The organism is Microcoleus sp. B5-D4, assembly GCF_036705145.1.
Taxonomy (GTDB): domain Bacteria; phylum Cyanobacteriota; class Cyanobacteriia; order Cyanobacteriales; family Microcoleaceae; genus Microcoleus.
This window is the reverse complement of the sequence record NZ_JAUBTV010000117.1, coordinates 1-18,542: the sequence shown is the minus strand read 5'-3', so window position 1 is coordinate 18,542 and position 18,542 is coordinate 1. Positions and strand designations below refer to the sequence as shown.

Here is an 18,542-nt window from a genome sequence, read left to right as displayed (position 1 = left end):
GTGATGCGATATTTGCCCATACTTGTAACTTTTCCATGCCTTCTCTCATTCCTTAATCAAAGACCTGAATCCTTACATTCTAGCTTATTTGAAAACAGTCATTAAAACATCACATAACCATCATGCAAACCAAAACGATCGCAATTCGCGTTAATACTGAAGTTGCTAAGCTATTTGAGGCTGCTTCCGAAGAAGAGCGTCGTAAATTAGAGGCATTACTTAGCCTAAAACTTAGTGATGCAATTCGACGCAAAAGACCCCTAGAGGAGGTAATGAGTGAGATGAGTCGGAATGCTCAATCGCGAGGATTGACCCCAGAAATTTTGGATTCAATTCTTTTTGATGAGTAAGATGCGCTACGTTTTTGATACAAATGCAATCATCAGTGCGATTCTGTTTGACAACAGTAAACCCGATCGCGCCCTTCGATATGCTTTAGCAAACGGAGAGGTGTTACTATCACTTGAACTGCTAGAAGAATTGAATGAGGTATTGGGTCGCGAAAAATTTAATCGGTATGTCACAAGTGAAGAAAGGGAGGAATTTTTAGCAGCCTTGGTGGACAGGGCAGTTCTAGTAGAGATAATTGAGAAGGTGCAAGAGTGTCGCGATCCAAAAGATGACAAGGTTTTGGAGTTGGCATTAAATGGAGAAGCGAACTATATCATCACTGGTGACAGGGATTTGCTCGTATTGCACCCATTTCGTGGTGTGGTAGTAATCACAGCAGACGAGTTTTTGAAGACGATCGAACCTGAGTAGTTTTGATTTGGAATACGAGTTACCGATCGCGATTAGAGAAACAAATTAATATCAACGTGGAAAAAATCGGCTAATTTTCTGGCTTCATCTATTTCGATCGCCCTTCCGCTAACAAAAACTTTATCAACATCTGTTTCGCTTCCCAAAACAGGAATCAAATCAGATTTGTCCAAATTTCTCGCATCCATTAAATGTTGCAACATTGAACCAGCATTTCCTGCAGGAATCGGATAATTTTCAGATTCAAATTTTTCAATCAGCGTTATCAAAAGCTCCAGAAATAGCTCTTCCTCCAGCGATCGCATAGGGCGGTGTTCCAGTTCGCAAGCGAGAGCGATCGCGGCCTCGTTTTCTGCCTCATTTGCGATCGGTTTTGGTTGATACCGAACAAGTAAATCTGTATAAGATTTTGCATCAAAAGTACGGATCATTTTTCCACTCATCCTTATCATACTCAGCGTGAGTCAGAACATATTTGATGTAGATTCTTTGAGAAACATAAACCAAATCAACAATCAGCCGATATCGATTTCCCTTAATATTAAATACAGTAAAATTTCCGACTGACTCAGCTTTTGGATAAATCTGCTGAACATCAATTAGGTTCTGCCATTCCGCTTTACTTGAAACTCTATACCAGTCATAAAGTGCATCGCAGGAATCCGCATGGCTTTCACAGAAATCTCGCAGGATTTTTCGGCTGATAACACGCATTTCACCCTTGTTTTCCCAACTACACCAGATTTTGTTCTGGACTTACGCATTTGTCATATTATAAACATCTGTAAGTCCGCAAAAACTAAAGCCCTTTTCCGTTGTTGCGGGAAAAGAGCTTTAATTTATTATTAACCTGGCACTGAGCTATTTTACCGGGCAGTGACCCGCCGAGTATCTTCGCCATAGCAACGTTTAACAACCGAGTTCGGGATGGATCGGAGTGGTTCCATTACATCATAAGCACCAGGAAAGCTTTGAAAACTTTTAATCCTGTGTCTGCGTTTAGCTTAATTCTAAGCTTGATGCGCTGCATCTCTTTCGCTCGACTTAATTACTGTATCAAGTTTTCCCTAGTCTGTCAACCCCAAAGTCAAAATTTTTTTTCGATCGCCCGAAACAGCCTCCAATAGCGGAGCTTCTGCCGCAATTTGCCTCTCATGCCGCAAAGACGCAATTACCAAATTCGTAAAAAAGTTTTCAAAACTTGCATCAAGTTCGATCGACCCAAAATCTGTTCCTGGCCTAGAATATTGAGATTTCTACAAATGGCCCAAGACTTGCTGTTGTGTAGATGACGAATAACTCACCAAAAAATTAAAGCCCTTTTCCGTTGTTGCGGGAAAAGAGCTTTAATTTATTATTAACCTGGCACTGAGCTATTTTACCGGGCAGTGACCCGCCGAGTATCTTCGCCATAGCAACGTTTAACAACCGAGTTCGGGATGGATCGGAGTGGTTCCATTACATCATAAGCACCAGGAAAGCTTTGAAAACTTTTAATCCTGTGTCTGCATTAAGCTTGATGCGCTGCATCTCTTTTGCTCGACTTAATTACCTTATCAAGTTTTCCCTAGGCTGTCAACCCCTTTGTCAAAACTTTTTTTCGATCGCCCGAAACCCCCCCCAATAGCCGAGCTTCTGTCACAATTTGCCTCTCATGCCGCAAAGACGCAATTACCAAATTCGTAAAAAAGTTTTCAAAACTTGCATCAAGTTCGATCGACCCAAAATCTGTTCCTGGCCCAGAATATTGAGATTTCTACAAATGACCCCAGACTTGCTGTGGTGTAGATGCTTAATAACTCACCAAAAAACTAAAGCCCTTTTCCGTTGTTGCGGGAAAAGAGCTTTAATTTATTATTAACCTGGCACTGAGCTATTTTACCGGGCAGTGACCCGCCGAGTATCTTCGCCATAGCAACGTTTAACAACCGAGTTCGGGATGGATCGGAGTGGTTCCATTACATCATAAGCACCAGGAAAGCTTTTCAAACTTTTAATCCTGTGTCTGCGTTTAGCTTAATGCTAAGTTTGATGCGCTGCATCTCTTTCGCTCGACTTAATTACCTTATCAAGTTTTCCCTAGTCTGTCAACCCCTTTGTCAAAAGTTTTTTTTCGATCGCCCGAAACCGCCCCCAATAGCCGAGTTTGACGTATTATTTGCCAGTGGGAGCGATCGACCTTTAACTCACAAGTCCAAAAAAGCCGCCTCGGTTCCCTGTTCTCTGCGAATCTTCCCGTCCTTCACAAACCACGCCACAACCTGCTTAACTGTTAATTGTTCGATCGGGCTTTCAGATTCTGTCGCAATTTGCCTCAGAGGCCGCAAAGACGCAATTACCAAATTCGTAAAAAAGTTTTCAAAACTAGCATCAAGTTCGATCGACCCTTTAATACTCTCATCATTCTTAATCCAATCCATCACCTGTCCATTAGTCACCTCAGCCATCGGCTTCCCAGTCTCCCCAGCAATTTGCTTGAGCACCCTCAAAGCATAAATTGCCACCCGCGCCGAAAACTTTTCCTTCGACGACAGCAGCGCCATATCAACTTCCGCACACTCTTCCGGCTTTAAAAAATCTGCTAGCGGTTCCATATATTAAAAATTGGTAATTGCTAATCGGTAATTGGTAATCCCTGACATCCGTGACATCCGTTACACTCATCCGTTGTCGAACTTTCATCCGTGACATCCGTTACATCCGTTACAAAATCCGTTGCCGAACTTCTTCCTTCTTCCTTGCAATCAAATAACCGCAGCGGTGTTCCCCATCAATAATCCAGTGAGTCCGCTCCACAATACAATCCGGCAAAACCGCTGCAAACATTTCCAACTCATTACCGCAGACACTCGGAAAAGTTTCAGCAACATTAGAAATCGCGCAATTGTGTTCCATCAACACAAATCGATCGCCCAAACCAGCGCGATCGCACATCCCAACCTCTACAGATTCTACAGGATAACACTCAGCCATATAACCTTCAGCCCTGCGGAGTTCCATTAACTTAGTCACCCTCTCTTGCAGCGAACCCGCACCCACCAGCCGCCGATACTCCGTCGCCTTGCGCTGCCACTGTTTTTGCAAGATAGTAATCACTTGCTCGCGGCCGACGGTTTCCGCCAACGTATCCAGAAAAGAGACAGCAAAATCACCGTAACGATTCGGGAATCGATCGCGCCCCTGACTGGTAAGCTCATAAATGTGCTGCGGCCGCCCCATCCCAGCCTGAACCGACTGATACTGAATCAGCCCCTCCGCTTCCAAATCCTTCAAGTGACGGCGAATCGCCTGCGGACTGATATCCAAAGACTCCGCCAACTCAAGAGCCGTCCCCTGCCCCCCCTTGAGCAAATATTGCAGGATGTCTTGTTTCGTGGAAGTCTGCTGAGTAGTCTCCATCATCTTCACAAAAAATTATTAATTTGACTTTGACAATATCACTATTGTTAATGTAGCTTAAAATATAGTAAAGCAACAAATCTGTTGTTTAACTTCCCAGAGCAGTCCAGCAGAACTCGCTCAAGCCCAGACAGGCATTGCCCCGTCTGCCATCCAGAGAGCATTATCTAGAACACTGAACACGCAAAATAATGAGTTCTACCACAGTCAAAACCTTAGTCAACCAGCCGTATAAATACGGTTTCGTCACCGACATCGAGTCAGACACCATCCCCCGCGGCTTGAGCGAAGATGTAGTCCGCCTGATTTCCGCCAAGAAAAACGAACCGGAATTCATGCTGCAATTCCGCCTCAAAGCATACCGGAAGTGGCTGACAATGACCGAGCCCACCTGGCCCCACGTCAACTATCCCGCGATCGACTACCAACAAATTATCTACTATTCCGCGCCCAAACAAAAGCCCAAAAAGCTCAACAGTTTGGACGAAGTAGACCCGACACTGCTAGAAACCTTCGAGAAACTCGGCATTCCCCTCTCCGAACAAAAGCGGCTCGGAAATGTTGCCGTCGATGCCGTTTTCGACAGCGTTTCAATTGCCACAACATTTAGAGAAAAGTTAGCCAAAGATGGTGTTATTTTCTGTTCCATTTCAGAAGCCGTCAAAGATTATCCCGAACTAATAGAAAAATATCTCGGCAGCGTCGTACCAGTCGGCGACAACTTTTTCGCAGCCCTCAACTCCGCCGTATTCAGCGACGGTTCCTTTGTTTACATTCCCAAAGGCGTCAAATGCCCAATGGAATTGTCAACCTATTTCCGCATCAACAACGGAGATTCCGGCCAGTTCGAGCGCACCCTAATTGTTGCAGAAGAAAACAGTTCTGTATCTTACCTAGAAGGCTGCACCGCGCCGATGTTTGACACCAATCAACTGCACGCCGCCGTAGTCGAATTGGTAACAATGGACAATGCCGATATCAAATACTCCACAGTGCAAAACTGGTACGCCGGCGACGCCAACGGCAAAGGCGGCATTTACAACTTCGTGACGAAACGGGGTTTGTGTCAAGGAGTCAATTCTAAGATTTCTTGGACACAAGTAGAAACCGGTTCCGCGATTACTTGGAAATATCCCAGTTGCGTGTTAGTCGGTGATAACTCAGTAGGCGAATTCTACTCGGTAGCGTTGACAAACAACAAACAGCAAGCTGACACCGGAACCAAAATGATCCACGTTGGCAAAAACACTCGCAGCACGATTATTTCTAAGGGCATTTCTGCGGGAAATTCATCCAACAGCTATCGCGGTTTGGTAAAAATGGGGCTGAATGCTAAAGGCTCTCGTAATTACTCTCAGTGCGATTCCATGCTGATTGGCGACAACGCTCAAGCGAATACTTTCCCTTATATTCAAGTGCAGAACCATACTGCTAAAGTGGAACACGAAGCTTCTACTTCTAAGATTGGGGAAGAGCAATTGTTCTTCTTCGCACAGCGGGGAATTTCCGCAGAAAATGCTATTTCGATGATGATTAGCGGTTTCTGTAAAGATGTTTTCAATCAGTTACCGATGGAATTTGCGGCGGAAGCTGATAAGCTGTTGAGTCTGAAACTGGAAGGAAGTGTCGGATAATTTTCGCGACCGATAAACCCTTCCAGGCCGAGTCCATCGGTGACAACTTAAGCTCCCCGTCCGCCAGGGAATGAATTCCTTGGCTAATAGCTAAACTCCTCTAAACAGGACTAATGAGTTTAAAATTTTTCTTCTCAGTCCTCTTCAGAGGACTTTAGCTTTGAGACAGGGAATTCATTCCCTGGCGGACTATCGGTTTAACGTTAAATTCTCACCAATCGGCACAGCCTAGAAACAAGAAAGAAAAAACTGTAAACTGCATTGAGGAAAAGGACAAAAATAGATGATTGTTGAAAATAGTCAAGTGGTGCTATCCGTCCGCGATTTAACTGCGAATGTGGAAGATACCCAAATCCTTAAGGGTTTGAATCTGGAAATTAAATCGGGTGAAATTCACGCGATTATGGGCCCGAACGGTTCGGGAAAAAGCACTTTATCCAAGATATTAGCAGGCCATCCTGCTTATACAGTAACGGGCGGAGAAGTTACTTTTCTGGGTCAAAATTTGCTGGAATTAGCGCCGGAAGAACGCTCTTTAGCTGGCGTGTTCCTAGCTTTCCAATATCCTTTAGAAATTCCCGGCGTTAGCAATCTGGATTTCTTGCGCGTGGCTTACAATGCTCACCGCAAACATCGCGGCTTGGAAGAATTGGATGCTTTTGATTTCCAAGATTTAATCGAGGACAAGCTGGATATTGTCAAGATGAATGATTCTTTTTTAGGCCGCAGTGTTAATGAGGGTTTTTCCGGTGGCGAGAAAAAGCGGAATGAAATTTTGCAAATGGCTTTGTTGGAACCGAAATTAGCTATTTTGGACGAGACTGATTCGGGTTTGGATATCGATGCTCTCAAGATTGTCGCCGGCGGTGTGAATCAGTTGTCAACTGCTGAGAATTCGATGTTGGTGATTACTCACTATCAGCGGTTGCTGAATTACATTATTCCTGATTTTATTCACGTCATGGAAGCGGGCAGAATTATCTTGACTGGCCCGAAAGAGTTGGCGCTGGAATTGGAAGAGCGCGGTTATGACTGGGTTGTGGAAGAGGAAGCAGCAGGAGTAGGCGCGCGATGATGAATACGCAAGTTGCTAGTAGGGAAATGTTTTTGACTGATTTGGTGAATCAGTGCGGCAAGTTGGGCGCAGCTAATAACGAAAGTTCTGCTTACGGGTTGCAGGATTTGCGGGATGTGGCGACTCAATACGTGCTTTCTTCGACTTTTCCGACGGTGAGGGATGAAGAATGGCGCTTTACTGATTTGTCGTCGGTGTTGCAAATTCCTTTTCATATACCCCAGAGCAATCAGTCAAAAGTTAAGCTGGCTGATATCATTATGCCAGTGAAAAATCGGGATGATTTACCATTAAGATTGGTATTTGTCAACGGTTTTTATGCACCGGATTTATCAACGGTGAATTTGCCGAATTTGCCGATCGACTTTTACGCAGGTAATCTATCCAATGTACCCGAAAAATATCAAGGGCGCATCAGCGATGTTTTGAGCAAGCACAGACAGCAAACTGAGGTGTTTACCGCGCTGAATACTGCGGGTTTGGCGGATTCTGCGGTGGTGTTCGTGCCGGCCAATATGTTGATCGAACTTCCGATTCACTTGCTGTTCCTGACAGCGCCAGGTGCATCTCCCACGATGTCCCAGCCACACTGCTTGGTCATAGCTGAGCCTGGAAGCAATGTCACGCTGGTTGAAGATTACGCAACTATCGGTAATGTCGCTGCATTTACTAATGCTGTAACGGATGTTATTGTCGGCGAAAACGCCACTGTGAACCACGTTCGGCTTCAGCGGGAAGGTGGGGAGGTTGTTCATATCGGCAAAAGTGCGATCGAGCAATCTCGTAATAGCCGTTACACTTGTCATGCTATCAGTTTGGGAGGCAAAATATCGCGGCACAATTTAGAAGTATTTCAGCGCGGCGAAGCCACTGAAACAACTCTAAATGGTTTAACTGTAGCCTTTGGCGAACAGTTATCAGACACTCACAGTTTAATCGATTTCAATCACCCCCACGGTACAAGCCGCCAATTGCACAAGTGCATTATCGGTAACAAAGCTCGCGCTGTATTTAACGGCAAAGTTTTCGTTCGCAAAGCGGCACAATTGACAGATGCCGGACAATTGAGCCGGAATTTGTTGTTGTCGCCAAGAGCTCGCGTAGACACCAAACCACAGTTGGAAATTGTCGCCGACAACGTTAAATGTTCCCACGGTGCAACAGTCAGTCAATTAGAAGATGATGAACTTTTCTACTTGCAAAGTCGCGGTTTGGATTTAGAAAGAAGTCGCTATTTGCTAATCGATGCTTTTGCGGCGGAAATGCTCAATCAATTACCGATTCTTGGGGTGGCGAAAATGCTTTCTACCTGCGTCGCTATCCAAGGATAAAAGAATTAGCAACAGACTGGGGGGTGTTTTCAAACTTTGTAATCCAACCCGGAGATCCCCCCTAGCCAACCCCTACTCCCCTTAATAAGGGGGGGGGACAAGAGTATTCTCAAAGTCAACCCCTACTCCCCTTAATAAGGGGGATTTAGGGGGATATCCGACTTGGACAATAGCCCTAATATCCTGTTTCACAACAATACTAACTCCTGAAATTTATGACACTTATTCAAGAAAAAACACTTGCATCAAAAGTTCGCGGCGACTTCCCTATTTTGAATGAAAAAGTTAACGGTAAACCGCTAGTTTATTTAGACAATGCAGCTACTTCTCAAAAACCCCTAGCTGTGCTCAACGCTTGGCGTGATTACTACGGACAATACAATGCAAACGTCCACCGTGGCGCTCACACTCTCAGTGCCAAAGCCACTGATGCTTACGAAGGTGCTAGAGACAAAGTTGCTGCTTTTGTCAATGCCGCGTCGCGGCAAGAAATTGTTTACACTCGCAACGCCACCGAAGCGATTAATTTGGTTGCTTATTCTTGGGGTTTGAGCAATCTGCAAGCCGGAGATGAAATTATCCTGTCGGTGATGGAACACCACAGCAATCTCGTTCCCTGGCAAATGATGGCTCAAAGAACCGGTGCGGTGCTGAAGTTTGTCGAGTTAACGGAAACTAACGAGTTTGATTTGGAACAGTTTAAAACGCTGATTTCCCATAAAACTAAATTGGTGTCAACCGTTCACGTTTCTAATACTTTGGGCTGCATCAGTCCAGTCAAAGAAATCTGCAAAATTGCCCACAGTTTCGGCGCAAGAGTTTTAATAGATGCTTGCCAAAGCGTGCCGCACATGATAGTAGACGTGCAAGCAATAGATTGCGATTGGCTGGTTGCTTCCGGTCACAAAATGTGCGCTCCGACTGGCATCGGTTTTCTGTACGGTAAACTGGACTTGCTGAGAGAAATGCCTCCGTTTTTCGGCGGCGGCGAGATGATTGCTGACGTGTTTCTAGATTATTCCACCTATGCCGATTTGCCGCACAAATTTGAGGCCGGCACGCCTGCAATCGGAGAGGCGATCGCCCTCGGTGCAGCAATCGATTATCTTAGTAACATTGGCATGGATAAGATTCACGCTTGCGAAGCAGAATTGAATGCTTATATGTTCCAACAATTGCGGCAAATTCCCGAAATCAAAATTTACGGGCCACAACCAGACAGCAACGGTGAAGGTAGGGCTGCATTAGCGGCATTTACCGCCGGAGAAATTCACCCTCAAGACTTGTCTACCATGTTAGATCAGGAGGGAGTCGCGATTCGTTCCGGGCATCACTGCACGCAAGCTTTGCACCGCTATTTGAACGTTTCATCTACGGCGCGGGCGAGTTTGTATTTTTACAATACTCGCGAGGAGATTGATGTGTTTGTGAAAGCGTTGAAAGAGACGATCGACTTTTTTGCGGGGATTATGGGATAATTTGGTGGGTGATGGTGCGCGGGTAGAAATTGAGAAGCGATCGCCCTTTTTTTTACCGCAGATGCAGGCGGATAGACGCTGATGAACGCGGATGAAGAAGAGAGCGATCACAATCCCAAATCCCAAAACCCGAACGCAATGTGGTAAAATTGGGCTGTCAACCCAAAGGAAAGGCAAAAATACAAAGTGTGTTTGATGAACTAGGTTCATATAGACAAAGCCTAGGTTTACCAATGGCTGGCAGCGAAACCGATAAATCAACCATAGCTAAACTAGAAATAGCGGGTCAAAGTTTTTTTGGCATCAACTCTGGCAGCAACCCCAATCGTCGGCAAATAACCTTTAATGTCAATCCTATCACCAAAACCCACGCTGAAGCCGATGCTTTTCAACAAGCAGCCGATGCGGGAATTAGAGGAGGTAAAGCACGTTTGATTTGCGATCGCGAACTTTGTGCAGCCTGCGGCTTAAGAGGTGGAGTAAACTCTATGGCTTGGCAGTTAAATATAGAAGAATTAGAAATTATTACTCCCAATGGAAGTAAAACAATAACCGTTAAACCCCCAAATACAAGGAGGCGATAATGTTTGTGTTAAACCTATCAGCAGAAAATTGGGTGGGCAACCAGGATGAAGGTGACTTAATAGAAAGTCCTACTTGGAGTCAAATAGAACAAGCCATCCGCGAGTTAAATGGGAAAACTAAAACTTTAGTTACCTTGGGTGCAGATGACGAGTGTTATATGAGCATTGGTGGCGGCGAATCCGGCAAATATATTGTTAACGTAACTTTTGATAACGTTAGCTTCCATAATTTAGTAGATCCATCAAAACCAGATGCAATAGAAAAGCTAGTTGTCGGCGGACAAGAAGGTAATTATTCTGCCAGGATGTGTGTAAATTTAGAGACGGCCCTGTTGGCCGCTCAAACATTTACAGTATCAGGACAACTTCAAATATCACTGTCTTGGGAAGAAGAGAAAGAATTCGCGGTGTCATCAAATAAGATTTAACACAACCTAAGTGAATTGCGATCGCCCTTTCTGACATCCGCGTTCATCCGCGTCTATCCGCCTGCATCTGCGGTTCAAAAAAAGAACCCCCTTTTTGATAGTATCTGGGCCTGTGGTAAAATAAAACTAGAGTTTTCTCAGCTCAAGGAGATTTTGAGATGATTGCTACTACTTCAAGTTTAGCCGAACAGAGAACACTGCTAGAAAACATTAGCTGGTCAACCTTTGAAACGTTGCTCAAAGAAATAGGCAATCGCCGAGGTTATCGCATAGCTTATGATAACGGGATGTTGGAAATTATGAGTCCTTTATACGAACATGAAAATCCCAAGATTCAGTCCGATCGCTTCATTTTCATTTTAGCAGAAGAACTCGGCATTGAAATCAAAAGTGCTGGCTCAATGACTCTCAAGCAAGAACAGGCTAAAAAGGGTATAGAACCTGACAATTGTTATTATATTCAAAGTGAACCAGCAGTCAGAGGCAGGCAAGAACTAGACTTAGAAACTGCCCCACCGCCCGACTTGGCAATTGAAATAGATATTACCAGCAGTTCAATTAATAAGTCAGGAATTTACTCGGCACTTGGCGTACCCGAACTCTGGAGATATAACGGGCGAGTTTTAAAATTTTATCAGTTAGCTTCCGAGGAGTATGTTGAATGCAATTTCAGTATTGCTTTTCCCTTTTTATCATCAACAGAAATGAGTAGGTTTTTTGAGCAGACTAAAACAATGGGAGAAATTGCATTACTGAAATCATTTAGAATTTGGGTTAGGGAAAAAATCTAAAGCGGTGAATATCGCCCTTTCGTCCATCCGCGTTCATTGTGGCACGGGCGTCCCGCCTGTGAAAAATATGCGGTTTAACAAAAGAGCGATCGCCCAACTAAAACTCCCTAATTTCAGGATAAACAAACTGATAACCAGCCGCCTTAATCTTTTGATTCGACACCCTAGCATTATAAGGCCGCACGCTAGGACTTCCATCCCAAGAAACTTTAGGCAAATTATTAGCTTCAAAAATGCGATCGAGTAATTCACCACTGGATAGCGACACATCCCCGACTAAATTGTAAATTCCCTGCAATCGATTTTCCAAAGCAAAGGTTAACCCCCCAACAATATCATCTCGATGCACCCAATTAGTAGCATCTTCACCCCTACCGGGACGAGTGCTCCCAGCCCAGCCTCTAAAGATTTTAACTAATTCTCGCCCTGGCCCATAAATTCCTCCCAAACGGAGAATGCAGACTTGAAGATTGGGACTAGATGCTGCTAATAAAACCTGTTCTGTTTCTGCGAGAATTTCACCGTTTGGATTAGCAGGCGCGACGGGGGATTCTTCATTTACCAATTCACCTTGGCGATCGCCATACACAGAATAAGTACCCGTATAAATAACCTGCTTTACTGTCGGTATCTGCTGTAAAACCGATACTAAAGTTGTCGCAGTATCTATATAACTTTCCCGATAAGTATGAGGATTTGGAGCACCGACGCACAGCATAACAGCATCTTGTTCTTGCAGTACAGCCGTCATTGCATCTTTGTCATTTCCTTTGATCACGGCTACCCGCTGCGCGACTCCCTCCAACTCAACTACTCGCGTCGCCGTGGTAGTTGTCGCCGTCACGGTACAATCAGATTTGTGGCGTAAATGTTTGGCTGTCGCAGTACCCACATAGCCGCAGCCGACGATCGCAACTTTCATAAAAAATTCTCCATTGTGTCATGCTCTCTCAAATTATTGCCGGTTTCTGCAATCATGGCCCGCTGACTTTTGTGGTAAAATGCAAAGCGTCGTTATCGATCGGAGTAGCATCGTGTCCGAGAGAGATATTTTTGCCACATCCTCAGAAAGCGAACTTTTAGCTTTTTATGGTTCTTTGTTTGCGATCGCAGCCGCGGATGGTTCCGTTGATATTGACGAACTAGATTTGTTGTTTAAAACCATAAATTTAGACAAATTTTCTGACTCTGCAAAAACTCAAATCCAATCCTACACAGCCAGTCCCCCATCACTCAGCGACTGTTTGCAAACACTCAGCCAGTCAGAAGAACCGCTGCGTTTGGGAGTGATGTATTTTTAAATTAACATTGCTGGGGCAAATAAGACGCTGCATCCCGCAGAAAACGAAGCGATCCAATCAGCCAAAAAACTGCTAGCGGTTTCCGACTTGCAAATCCAAGCCATGCAGGAATTCATCAAGGAAAATGGGTCTGAAACCCCGTCCTTGTAGGACGGCTTTACATAGATATTTGTTAAGACGTACTATTTCACATAAGACGTGCTATTATGTAAAGCAGCACATTTAAGGTAAATATGACATTAAAAGCCTTCAGCTACCGATTCTACCCAACGCCAGAACAAGAAAGTTTGTTGCGACGTACTTTGGGTTGCGCCCGTTTAGTCTACAACCGTGCTTTAGCAGTAAGAACTGAAGCTTGGTACACAGAACAGAAACGGGTAGGGTATGCTGAGACTTCTTCAATGTTAACCGAATGGAAGAAAACTGAAGAACTAGATTTTCTTAACGAAGTTAGCTGCGTGCCATTGCAACAATGCTTGAGACATTTACAAGCGGCTTATACCAACTTTTTTGATGGACGGGCAAAATATCCTAACTTCAAAAAGAAACGCAATGGTGGTAGTGCAGAATTCACTAAGTCAGCGTTCAAATTTAGGGATGGACAAGTCTACCTAGCAAAAAGCACCCAAGCATTGCCAATTCGCTGGAGCCGGACATTACCTAATGGTGCGACACCATCAACTATTACAGTAAAGCTTGCACCATCAGGCAGGTGGTCAGTTTCTCTGCTGGTAGATGTTGAAATTGAAAAGTTACCCAAAACAGGTGATCAAGTCGGTATTGACTTGGGAATTACAAGCTTGCTTGCTTTAAGCACTGGTGAAAAGATTGCCAATCCCAAAGGATTTAAGACAAAGTATCGCAAGCTCAGAAGAGCGCAGAAAGCTTTAATCCGTAAGCAAAAGGGATCAAATAACCGTTACAAAGCACGGCTCAAAGTAGCGAAAGTGCATCAACAAATTACTGATGCAAGAAAAGACTATCTTCACAAGTTAACGACGCGGTTGGTGCGTGAAAACCAAACCATCGCCGTAGAAGACTTAGCTGTGAAGAATATGATTAAAAACCCCAAACTTGCCGCTTCTATAAGTGATGCAAGTTGGGGCGAATTGGTCAGACAACTTGACTACAAGTGTGATTGGTATGGTCGCACTTTAGTTAAGATTGACCGCTGGTTTCCGAGTTCTAAACGATGTGGAAATTGCGGACACATCGTTGACAAGTTGCCGTTGAATATTCGGGAATGGGATTGTCCTAGTTGTGGGACGCACCATGATCGTGATATCAATGCGGCGAAGAACATTTTGGCGGCAGGGCTTGCCGTTTCAGTCTGTGGAGCGACTGTAAGACCCCAACAGAGTAAATCTGTTAAGGCTGGTGCGAAACTCCCTAGGGGACAGAAGCAGAAACCTAAGTCGTGAGTCTTAGGAATCCTCGCCCTTATAGGGCGGGGTGGATGTCAACGCAGACATGAAACAAATACGGGAGGCCGCGCCCAATAAAAATCAGGTTTCAGCATCTTTCAATTCTGCTGTTTACCAGCTTAAAACTAAGGGCATTCCTCTCGATGTGATCGACCGAAGAGAAACCACAACACACCTCAGCAACCCCCAAATTAACTATTCAGATGAAAGTTTTTGGGCTAAACTTAAAAACTTTGCTTTAACCGCAGGAAGAGAAGTAGTTGAAAAAGCTTTGATTCTCTACTATACGGCCCATAACCCAAACGTGCCTGCTTGGGCAAAAGGAGTTGTAGTTGGAGCTTTGACCTATTTTATATCTCCTGTTGATGCCATTCCAGATATATTAGTCGGCATCGGATTTACCGATGATTTAGGAGTATTGCTGGCGGCAATAGCTACTGTTTCAGTATACATTAATGCTGATACTAAAGAACAAGCAAAACAAAAAATGAAAGATTGGTTTGGCAAATAATATTAGAAGTCAGTAGTCAGTAGTCAGTAGTCAGTAGTCAGTAGTCAGTAGTCATTAGTCATTAGTCATTAGTCAGTAGTCATTAGTCATTAGGAATAATTACCAATTACCGATTACCAATTACCAATTACCGAGTTCAGTCTTTAATCGGCTTGCCATCTCGATTGACAATACGGCTTTCACCATCCTTAGCCGTGACATTTTCATAAACCCCTTCATCCCGCTTCACGTACTTGCTGAAGCCCTGATTTTTATAATCAGTGTCCGATGTCGGCTTCATCAACCTCGGAGCGCTCAGCAGTCGGCGTACTGGAGCATCTGCGGGAGTCTCCCCGGGTTCGCGCTTAGCCAACTCGCACAGTTGGCCCCAAGTCGAAACTTCCAGGTTCATGCTGTGCCAAACTTCTAACTGCTGGTTGTTTTCGGGACACAAATAATCGTATACAGGCATACTAAGAATCTCGTTTGCAACTACTAAAATTACTAATTGCACGGTTATTGAGAATATTATAGCTCAACATTACTAAAAATTCAACCCTAAGAATCAAACTTTACTATTTTTAACGGTTGTTGAAACCTTAAATCAGCTATATTATTAACCCTGTGTGCTTGCTCCCGGATGCGATCGAGACACAGCCCAAAAGTACCCTACCCTGAAATCCTCTGACTCGATCGCACGATCGCACGATCGACAGCAAATGCCCGCAAGACTTCCGTGAATGCCGTCAAAGGATCGATCGTCATTTTCAGACTGTACGCCAATCACAGATTCTAAGTTTCAATTTTATTTATTTACTCACCAGCGAGGATTTACCGATGAGCGATTTCAAAGTTACGCCAGAAGTAGAGCTGAACACAGCTCAAATGTTGGAGCGATACCAACTGCAAGATGAAACAACTCTGCGGCGTTGGGCAAAACTGCACGGCATCAACAGCACTCGTGGTTTCTTCTATCCCAGTGAAGTAGATTTGATGGATCACGCTCACCACCATCTCTACAATTTGGGAATGAGCATTGCCGATTACCAAAGCCTTTTAGACCGGCGCCGCAGCCATTCCCAGACACCGGGCGACCAAAATAAAACAGTAGCAAGTCAAGTTGCTGACGAAGCATACGATGCCATAGAAACGCTAACCGATCAGTATGCTGAAGCTATTGATTTAATGGGAGAACGTATAGCAGACCATTTCATCGATGAACTCGATTTATCTGTGATGAGGCACCTTTCTAAAAAAGTGCAAGACCGGCGCACTCTCAACGGTCAAACCAAAAAGCCTAACCGTTTTCTTCAAGTGATTAAAGCCGTGTTGCAACCGAGCAGCGAAAATACGCTTCTGGTTCCGAAAAAAGAGGATGACTCTAGTTTAGAATTAGAACAGCATCACCGCCTCGGCTAGTAGCCGATTTTTTTGAAAGGCTAAGAGACTTTTTGTTCAATTTACTGGTAAATTTTACTAAAAAGCAGACTCGATCCCTCCCCTTGTCAAGGGGAGGAAGCAAGAGTCAATCGATTTTAGATTTTAGATTTTAGATTTTAGAATTGAAGCATTGACCCCACAGATAAATACGTTCGGCAAGTTTCATCGGATACAGGTTTTTTATTTCTGGATCCTGAGTCTGCGAAGGAATGAATCACGTGGCGGGTATCCTGGATGCTTGATTGTCACATTTTTTATATTATGAAGGGGAAGTGAAGAGAATAAATTAACGTTTCCCAGAAGTCTAAATAACTTTTAAACTCATGTTGGGTTTCGCGACTGGGTTCAATCTAGTATAACTAGGGACAGATTGCGCGATCGCCCAAATTAGAGATAATATCTGCAGAATTGAACCTGTCAACCTCGCCCAAGGTAAAAAAATGATTAAATCCTGGATGGTAATTGGAGGAGTCGCCTTTGTAGTAGCTTTAGCTGCTAACATAATCGCGCCCAGCGACATCCAATGGTTCAACCGCTTGCAGCGTCCGAGATGGCTAGTATTTGAAAGAGCAATTCCCCTAATTTGGACAGTAATTTTTATTTGTGCAGCTTGGTCAGCAGTGATTGTGTGGGAAAAAGAACCAGGAACTCAGGAGACTTGGCTGAGAATGGGTTTGTACCTGCTTTTAGAAATAGTAACTATGTCTTACACCTCGGTTATGTGCAAAGTTAGGAGCCTAAAAGTCGGCACAATAATCGGCGGAACGGGCGCTATTTTAAGCGTAATGCTAGCTTTAAGCGTCTTGCAAGTTTCCGAGCCTGCCGCCCTGTTATTGCTGCCTTACATACTTTGGAGCCCGATCGGCACTTACACCACTTGGGTAATGATGCACCTGAATCCGGCGGATGTTTAGCCTCTCATGGAATTAGTCATTTTAATGGGATTGCAAGCATCGGGAAAAAGCACATTTTTTCGCGACTATTTAGCTGCCACGCACGTTTTGGTCAGCAAAGATTTAATGCCAAACAATAAAAATAAATCGCGCCGACAAATTCAATTAATTGAAAATGCACTGCAAGCAGGTCATTCCGTCGCAGTTGACAACACCAATCCCGAAGTTCTCGATCGCAAGCCGCTGATTGATATCGGTCGCACCTATAATGCCCAAATCATCGGTTACTACTTTGAATCTACAGTCAGCGACTGTTTAGCTCGAAATCAAAAGCGATCTGGCAAATCTCAAGTTCCCGACATAGCAATTTATGCTACTATAAAAAAAATGGTATTGCCCAGTTACGGCGAAGGGTTCGCACGGCTGTTTTGGGCCCGAATAGCAGAAAACTTAACCTTTGAAGTAAAAACCTGGCCCGCAGAGGAAGTTATTCATGGACAATCAGACATTTGAAAAAAAAATGCGCGAGCTTGAATATTTTCACAGCCTGCGTTTATTGCCGGGAACTCACACAGTAATTCGCGCCGACGGCCGCAGCTTTTCAAAATTTACTTCCTCAAGCTTTGATAAGCCTTTCGACTTAAAATTCCACGAATTAATGGTGGAAACTGCCAAAGCGCTCCTGTCAGAACTAGACGGCATTTACGCTTATACCGAAAGTGACGAAATCTCAGTTTTGTTTCCTCCAGATTGGGATTTATTTGACCGCAGCTTAGAAAAAATTGTCTCTATTTCTGCCAGTATTGCCAGTGCAACTTTCACTCGCGCCGCCCAAACAGCAGTCAGTTTTGACAGCCGCATTTGTTCTGCAGCAAACAAATCGCAAGTAGTAGATTATTTTCTATGGCGCCAAGCAGATGCAGCGCGCTGCGCTTTGAATGGCTGGAGTTATTGGATGCTGCGAAAAAATGGCGAAACGGGTGAAAATGCAGCAGTTATATTAGACAAACAATCGGTGGCTTTCAAAAACGAATTGCTGTTTCAAAACGGAATTAACTTTAACGAACTGCCGGCTTGGCAGCGCCGGGGAACGGGATTGTATTGGGAAAAATACGAGAAAGCAGGTTATAACCCGATCGAAGGCAAAGAAGTTGTGGCAGTGCGGCGGCGACTCAAAGTCGATGAAGAGCTGCCCGTCAAAGAGGAATACAAAGAATTTATTTACCAATTTTTAAATGTTGGCGATTAACCATTAAGGATATCTTGTCAAAGGGAGCATCTCATATTTGTAAAAATACTTCTTCTGGCTCCTTCCTTCTTCCTTCTGACTCTTTTCTCCTGGCTCCTGACTCCTGACTCCTAACTTCAATTTCTAGCGGAGGGCTGCTTTCATTGAGATGCTCCCCTTGTCAAATCCGGTGGCAATTGATGAATTCTTAGGAATGAGAATTAAATAACTTCCACAAGTTTGTGGGATGGGCGTCCCGCCCGTCCAAAAAGGACGGGCGGGAC

Annotated in this window: 22 protein-coding genes and 3 rRNA genes; 16 read left to right on the top strand and 9 right to left on the bottom strand. The window is 44.3% G+C overall.

The features are described 5' to 3' along the window. Positions 1–122 precede the first annotated feature (122 nt). Both QUB10_RS31355 and QUB10_RS31350 read left to right on the top strand, forming a co-directional pair. Complete coding sequence (locus QUB10_RS31355; RefSeq protein WP_333207053.1) at positions 123–350, top strand: hypothetical protein; 228 nt, start codon at positions 123–125, stop codon at positions 348–350. Between the two features lies 1 nt (position 351). Then, positions 352–762, top strand: a complete 411-nt coding sequence (locus QUB10_RS31350) for a putative toxin-antitoxin system toxin component, PIN family (protein ID WP_333207052.1) — start codon at positions 352–354, stop codon at positions 760–762. 32 nt (positions 763–794) lie between these two features. Here QUB10_RS31350 and QUB10_RS31345 read toward each other — a convergent pair whose 3' ends face one another. The 7 genes from QUB10_RS31345 to sufR all read right to left on the bottom strand — a co-directional run bounded on the left by QUB10_RS31345 (position 795) and on the right by sufR (position 4,164). Continuing rightward, positions 795–1,193 (bottom strand): transcriptional regulator, encoded by a 399-nt coding sequence (locus QUB10_RS31345; protein ID WP_333207051.1) that lies wholly within the window; start codon positions 1,191–1,193, stop codon positions 795–797. Beyond that, the gene (locus QUB10_RS31340) at positions 1,177–1,476 is read right to left on the bottom strand and encodes a type II toxin-antitoxin system HigB family toxin (protein ID WP_333207050.1); all 300 of its coding nucleotides are present in this window, start codon (positions 1,474–1,476) and stop codon (positions 1,177–1,179) included. The genes QUB10_RS31345 and QUB10_RS31340 overlap by 17 nt, the downstream gene beginning before the upstream one ends. A 134-nt stretch (positions 1,477–1,610) precedes the next feature. Continuing rightward, a 5S ribosomal RNA gene (rrf, locus tag QUB10_RS31335) occupies positions 1,611–1,727 on the bottom strand. A 395-nt stretch (positions 1,728–2,122) separates the two neighbouring features. Beyond that, positions 2,123–2,239, bottom strand: a 5S ribosomal RNA gene (rrf, locus tag QUB10_RS31330). A gap of 383 nt (positions 2,240–2,622) precedes the next feature. After that, positions 2,623–2,739: ribosomal RNA gene (gene rrf, locus QUB10_RS31325) — 5S ribosomal RNA — on the bottom strand. 209 nt (positions 2,740–2,948) lie between these two features. After that, positions 2,949–3,356 (bottom strand): hypothetical protein, encoded by a 408-nt coding sequence (locus tag QUB10_RS31320; protein WP_333207049.1) that lies wholly within the window; start codon positions 3,354–3,356, stop codon positions 2,949–2,951. A gap of 109 nt (positions 3,357–3,465) precedes the next feature. Continuing rightward, positions 3,466–4,164: an iron-sulfur cluster biosynthesis transcriptional regulator SufR gene (gene sufR, locus QUB10_RS31315; protein ID WP_333207048.1), complete on the bottom strand. Its 699-nt coding sequence runs from the start codon at positions 4,162–4,164 to the stop codon at positions 3,466–3,468. A 188-nt stretch (positions 4,165–4,352) separates the two neighbouring features. On the opposite strand from sufR, the gene sufB reads away from it, so the two are divergent. From sufB to QUB10_RS31280, 7 genes are all read left to right on the top strand, one after another. After that, positions 4,353–5,795, top strand: coding sequence for a Fe-S cluster assembly protein SufB (gene sufB, locus QUB10_RS31310; RefSeq protein ID WP_333207047.1), 1,443 nt, complete (start codon positions 4,353–4,355; stop codon positions 5,793–5,795). A 283-nt stretch (positions 5,796–6,078) separates the two neighbouring features. Beyond that, positions 6,079–6,870, top strand: a complete 792-nt coding sequence (sufC, locus tag QUB10_RS31305; protein ID WP_333051994.1) for a Fe-S cluster assembly ATPase SufC — start codon at positions 6,079–6,081, stop codon at positions 6,868–6,870. Next, the gene (sufD, locus tag QUB10_RS31300) at positions 6,867–8,201 is read left to right on the top strand and encodes a Fe-S cluster assembly protein SufD (RefSeq protein WP_333207046.1); all 1,335 of its coding nucleotides are present in this window, start codon (positions 6,867–6,869) and stop codon (positions 8,199–8,201) included. The genes sufC and sufD overlap by 4 nt, the downstream gene beginning before the upstream one ends. A gap of 215 nt (positions 8,202–8,416) precedes the next feature. Next, positions 8,417–9,679, top strand: coding sequence for a SufS family cysteine desulfurase (locus QUB10_RS31295; RefSeq protein ID WP_333207045.1), 1,263 nt, complete (start codon positions 8,417–8,419; stop codon positions 9,677–9,679). A gap of 140 nt (positions 9,680–9,819) precedes the next feature. Next, a complete protein-coding gene (locus tag QUB10_RS31290) occupies positions 9,820–10,263 on the top strand; it encodes a deaminase (protein WP_333207044.1) in 444 nt (147 codons plus the stop codon). Continuing rightward, positions 10,263–10,691: an Imm1 family immunity protein gene (locus QUB10_RS31285; RefSeq protein WP_333207043.1), complete on the top strand. Its 429-nt coding sequence runs from the start codon at positions 10,263–10,265 to the stop codon at positions 10,689–10,691. The genes QUB10_RS31290 and QUB10_RS31285 overlap by 1 nt, the downstream gene beginning before the upstream one ends. A gap of 158 nt (positions 10,692–10,849) precedes the next feature. Further along, complete coding sequence (locus QUB10_RS31280) at positions 10,850–11,482, top strand: Uma2 family endonuclease (protein WP_333207042.1); 633 nt, start codon at positions 10,850–10,852, stop codon at positions 11,480–11,482. Positions 11,483–11,579: 97 nt separating this feature from the next. Here QUB10_RS31280 and QUB10_RS31275 read toward each other — a convergent pair whose 3' ends face one another. Beyond that, the gene (locus QUB10_RS31275; protein ID WP_333207041.1) at positions 11,580–12,404 is read right to left on the bottom strand and encodes an NAD-dependent epimerase/dehydratase family protein; all 825 of its coding nucleotides are present in this window, start codon (positions 12,402–12,404) and stop codon (positions 11,580–11,582) included. A 79-nt stretch (positions 12,405–12,483) separates the two neighbouring features. Here QUB10_RS31275 and QUB10_RS31270 point away from each other — a divergent pair, with 79 nt between their 5' ends. The 3 genes from QUB10_RS31270 to QUB10_RS31260 all read left to right on the top strand — a co-directional run bounded on the left by QUB10_RS31270 (position 12,484) and on the right by QUB10_RS31260 (position 14,718). Then, positions 12,484–12,783 (top strand): hypothetical protein, encoded by a 300-nt coding sequence (locus QUB10_RS31270; RefSeq protein WP_333207040.1) that lies wholly within the window; start codon positions 12,484–12,486, stop codon positions 12,781–12,783. 233 nt (positions 12,784–13,016) lie between these two features. Beyond that, on the top strand, positions 13,017–14,204 hold the full coding sequence (locus tag QUB10_RS31265; RefSeq protein ID WP_333207039.1) for an RNA-guided endonuclease TnpB family protein: 1,188 nt from the start codon (positions 13,017–13,019) through the stop codon (positions 14,202–14,204). 49 nt (positions 14,205–14,253) lie between these two features. Continuing rightward, complete coding sequence (locus QUB10_RS31260; protein ID WP_333207038.1) at positions 14,254–14,718, top strand: YkvA family protein; 465 nt, start codon at positions 14,254–14,256, stop codon at positions 14,716–14,718. A 136-nt stretch (positions 14,719–14,854) separates the two neighbouring features. Here the strand turns inward: QUB10_RS31260 and QUB10_RS31255 are convergent, their stop codons facing one another. Beyond that, complete coding sequence (locus tag QUB10_RS31255) at positions 14,855–15,169, bottom strand: zinc ribbon domain-containing protein (protein ID WP_333052014.1); 315 nt, start codon at positions 15,167–15,169, stop codon at positions 14,855–14,857. A 365-nt stretch (positions 15,170–15,534) separates the two neighbouring features. Here QUB10_RS31255 and QUB10_RS31250 point away from each other — a divergent pair, with 365 nt between their 5' ends. The 4 genes from QUB10_RS31250 (at position 15,535) to QUB10_RS31235 (ending at position 18,279) form a co-directional block, all read left to right on the top strand. Beyond that, positions 15,535–16,116 (top strand): hypothetical protein, encoded by a 582-nt coding sequence (locus tag QUB10_RS31250; RefSeq protein ID WP_333084571.1) that lies wholly within the window; start codon positions 15,535–15,537, stop codon positions 16,114–16,116. Between the two features lie 461 nt (positions 16,117–16,577). Continuing rightward, complete coding sequence (locus QUB10_RS31245; RefSeq protein WP_333207037.1) at positions 16,578–17,051, top strand: TspO/MBR family protein; 474 nt, start codon at positions 16,578–16,580, stop codon at positions 17,049–17,051. Between the two features lie 6 nt (positions 17,052–17,057). After that, positions 17,058–17,543 (top strand): AAA family ATPase, encoded by a 486-nt coding sequence (locus tag QUB10_RS31240; protein WP_333207036.1) that lies wholly within the window; start codon positions 17,058–17,060, stop codon positions 17,541–17,543. Further along, positions 17,524–18,279, top strand: a complete 756-nt coding sequence (locus QUB10_RS31235; protein ID WP_333207035.1) for a tRNA(His) guanylyltransferase Thg1 family protein — start codon at positions 17,524–17,526, stop codon at positions 18,277–18,279. Before QUB10_RS31240 ends, QUB10_RS31235 begins: the two co-directional genes overlap by 20 nt. The last annotated feature ends 263 nt before the right edge of the window (positions 18,280–18,542 follow it).

What these genes read in the sequence shown, in the direction of transcription:
- QUB10_RS31250 (WP_333084571.1), top strand. Translation starts at nt 15,535, where the DNA reads ATGAGCGATTTCAAAGTTACGCCAGAAGTAGAGCTGAACACAGCTCAA.
- QUB10_RS31345 (WP_333207051.1), bottom strand. Translation starts at nt 1,193, where the DNA reads ATGATCCGTACTTTTGATGCAAAATCTTATACAGATTTACTTGTTCGG.
- QUB10_RS31255 (WP_333052014.1), bottom strand. Translation starts at nt 15,169, where the DNA reads ATGCCTGTATACGATTATTTGTGTCCCGAAAACAACCAGCAGTTAGAA.
- sufB (WP_333207047.1), top strand. Translation starts at nt 4,353, where the DNA reads ATGAGTTCTACCACAGTCAAAACCTTAGTCAACCAGCCGTATAAATAC.
- sufC (WP_333051994.1), top strand. Translation starts at nt 6,079, where the DNA reads ATGATTGTTGAAAATAGTCAAGTGGTGCTATCCGTCCGCGATTTAACT.
- QUB10_RS31295 (WP_333207045.1), top strand. Translation starts at nt 8,417, where the DNA reads ATGACACTTATTCAAGAAAAAACACTTGCATCAAAAGTTCGCGGCGAC.
- QUB10_RS31240 (WP_333207036.1), top strand. Translation starts at nt 17,058, where the DNA reads ATGGAATTAGTCATTTTAATGGGATTGCAAGCATCGGGAAAAAGCACA.
- QUB10_RS31260 (WP_333207038.1), top strand. Translation starts at nt 14,254, where the DNA reads ATGAAACAAATACGGGAGGCCGCGCCCAATAAAAATCAGGTTTCAGCA.
- QUB10_RS31350 (WP_333207052.1), top strand. Translation starts at nt 352, where the DNA reads ATGCGCTACGTTTTTGATACAAATGCAATCATCAGTGCGATTCTGTTT.
- QUB10_RS31285 (WP_333207043.1), top strand. Translation starts at nt 10,263, where the DNA reads ATGTTTGTGTTAAACCTATCAGCAGAAAATTGGGTGGGCAACCAGGAT.
- QUB10_RS31235 (WP_333207035.1), top strand. Translation starts at nt 17,524, where the DNA reads ATGGACAATCAGACATTTGAAAAAAAAATGCGCGAGCTTGAATATTTT.
- QUB10_RS31280 (WP_333207042.1), top strand. Translation starts at nt 10,850, where the DNA reads ATGATTGCTACTACTTCAAGTTTAGCCGAACAGAGAACACTGCTAGAA.
- sufR (WP_333207048.1), bottom strand. Translation starts at nt 4,164, where the DNA reads ATGATGGAGACTACTCAGCAGACTTCCACGAAACAAGACATCCTGCAA.
- QUB10_RS31270 (WP_333207040.1), top strand. Translation starts at nt 12,484, where the DNA reads ATGCAAAGCGTCGTTATCGATCGGAGTAGCATCGTGTCCGAGAGAGAT.
- QUB10_RS31265 (WP_333207039.1), top strand. Translation starts at nt 13,017, where the DNA reads ATGACATTAAAAGCCTTCAGCTACCGATTCTACCCAACGCCAGAACAA.
- QUB10_RS31275 (WP_333207041.1), bottom strand. Translation starts at nt 12,404, where the DNA reads ATGAAAGTTGCGATCGTCGGCTGCGGCTATGTGGGTACTGCGACAGCC.
- QUB10_RS31340 (WP_333207050.1), bottom strand. Translation starts at nt 1,476, where the DNA reads ATGCGTGTTATCAGCCGAAAAATCCTGCGAGATTTCTGTGAAAGCCAT.
- QUB10_RS31355 (WP_333207053.1), top strand. Translation starts at nt 123, where the DNA reads ATGCAAACCAAAACGATCGCAATTCGCGTTAATACTGAAGTTGCTAAG.
- QUB10_RS31320 (WP_333207049.1), bottom strand. Translation starts at nt 3,356, where the DNA reads ATGGAACCGCTAGCAGATTTTTTAAAGCCGGAAGAGTGTGCGGAAGTT.
- sufD (WP_333207046.1), top strand. Translation starts at nt 6,867, where the DNA reads ATGATGAATACGCAAGTTGCTAGTAGGGAAATGTTTTTGACTGATTTG.
- QUB10_RS31245 (WP_333207037.1), top strand. Translation starts at nt 16,578, where the DNA reads ATGATTAAATCCTGGATGGTAATTGGAGGAGTCGCCTTTGTAGTAGCT.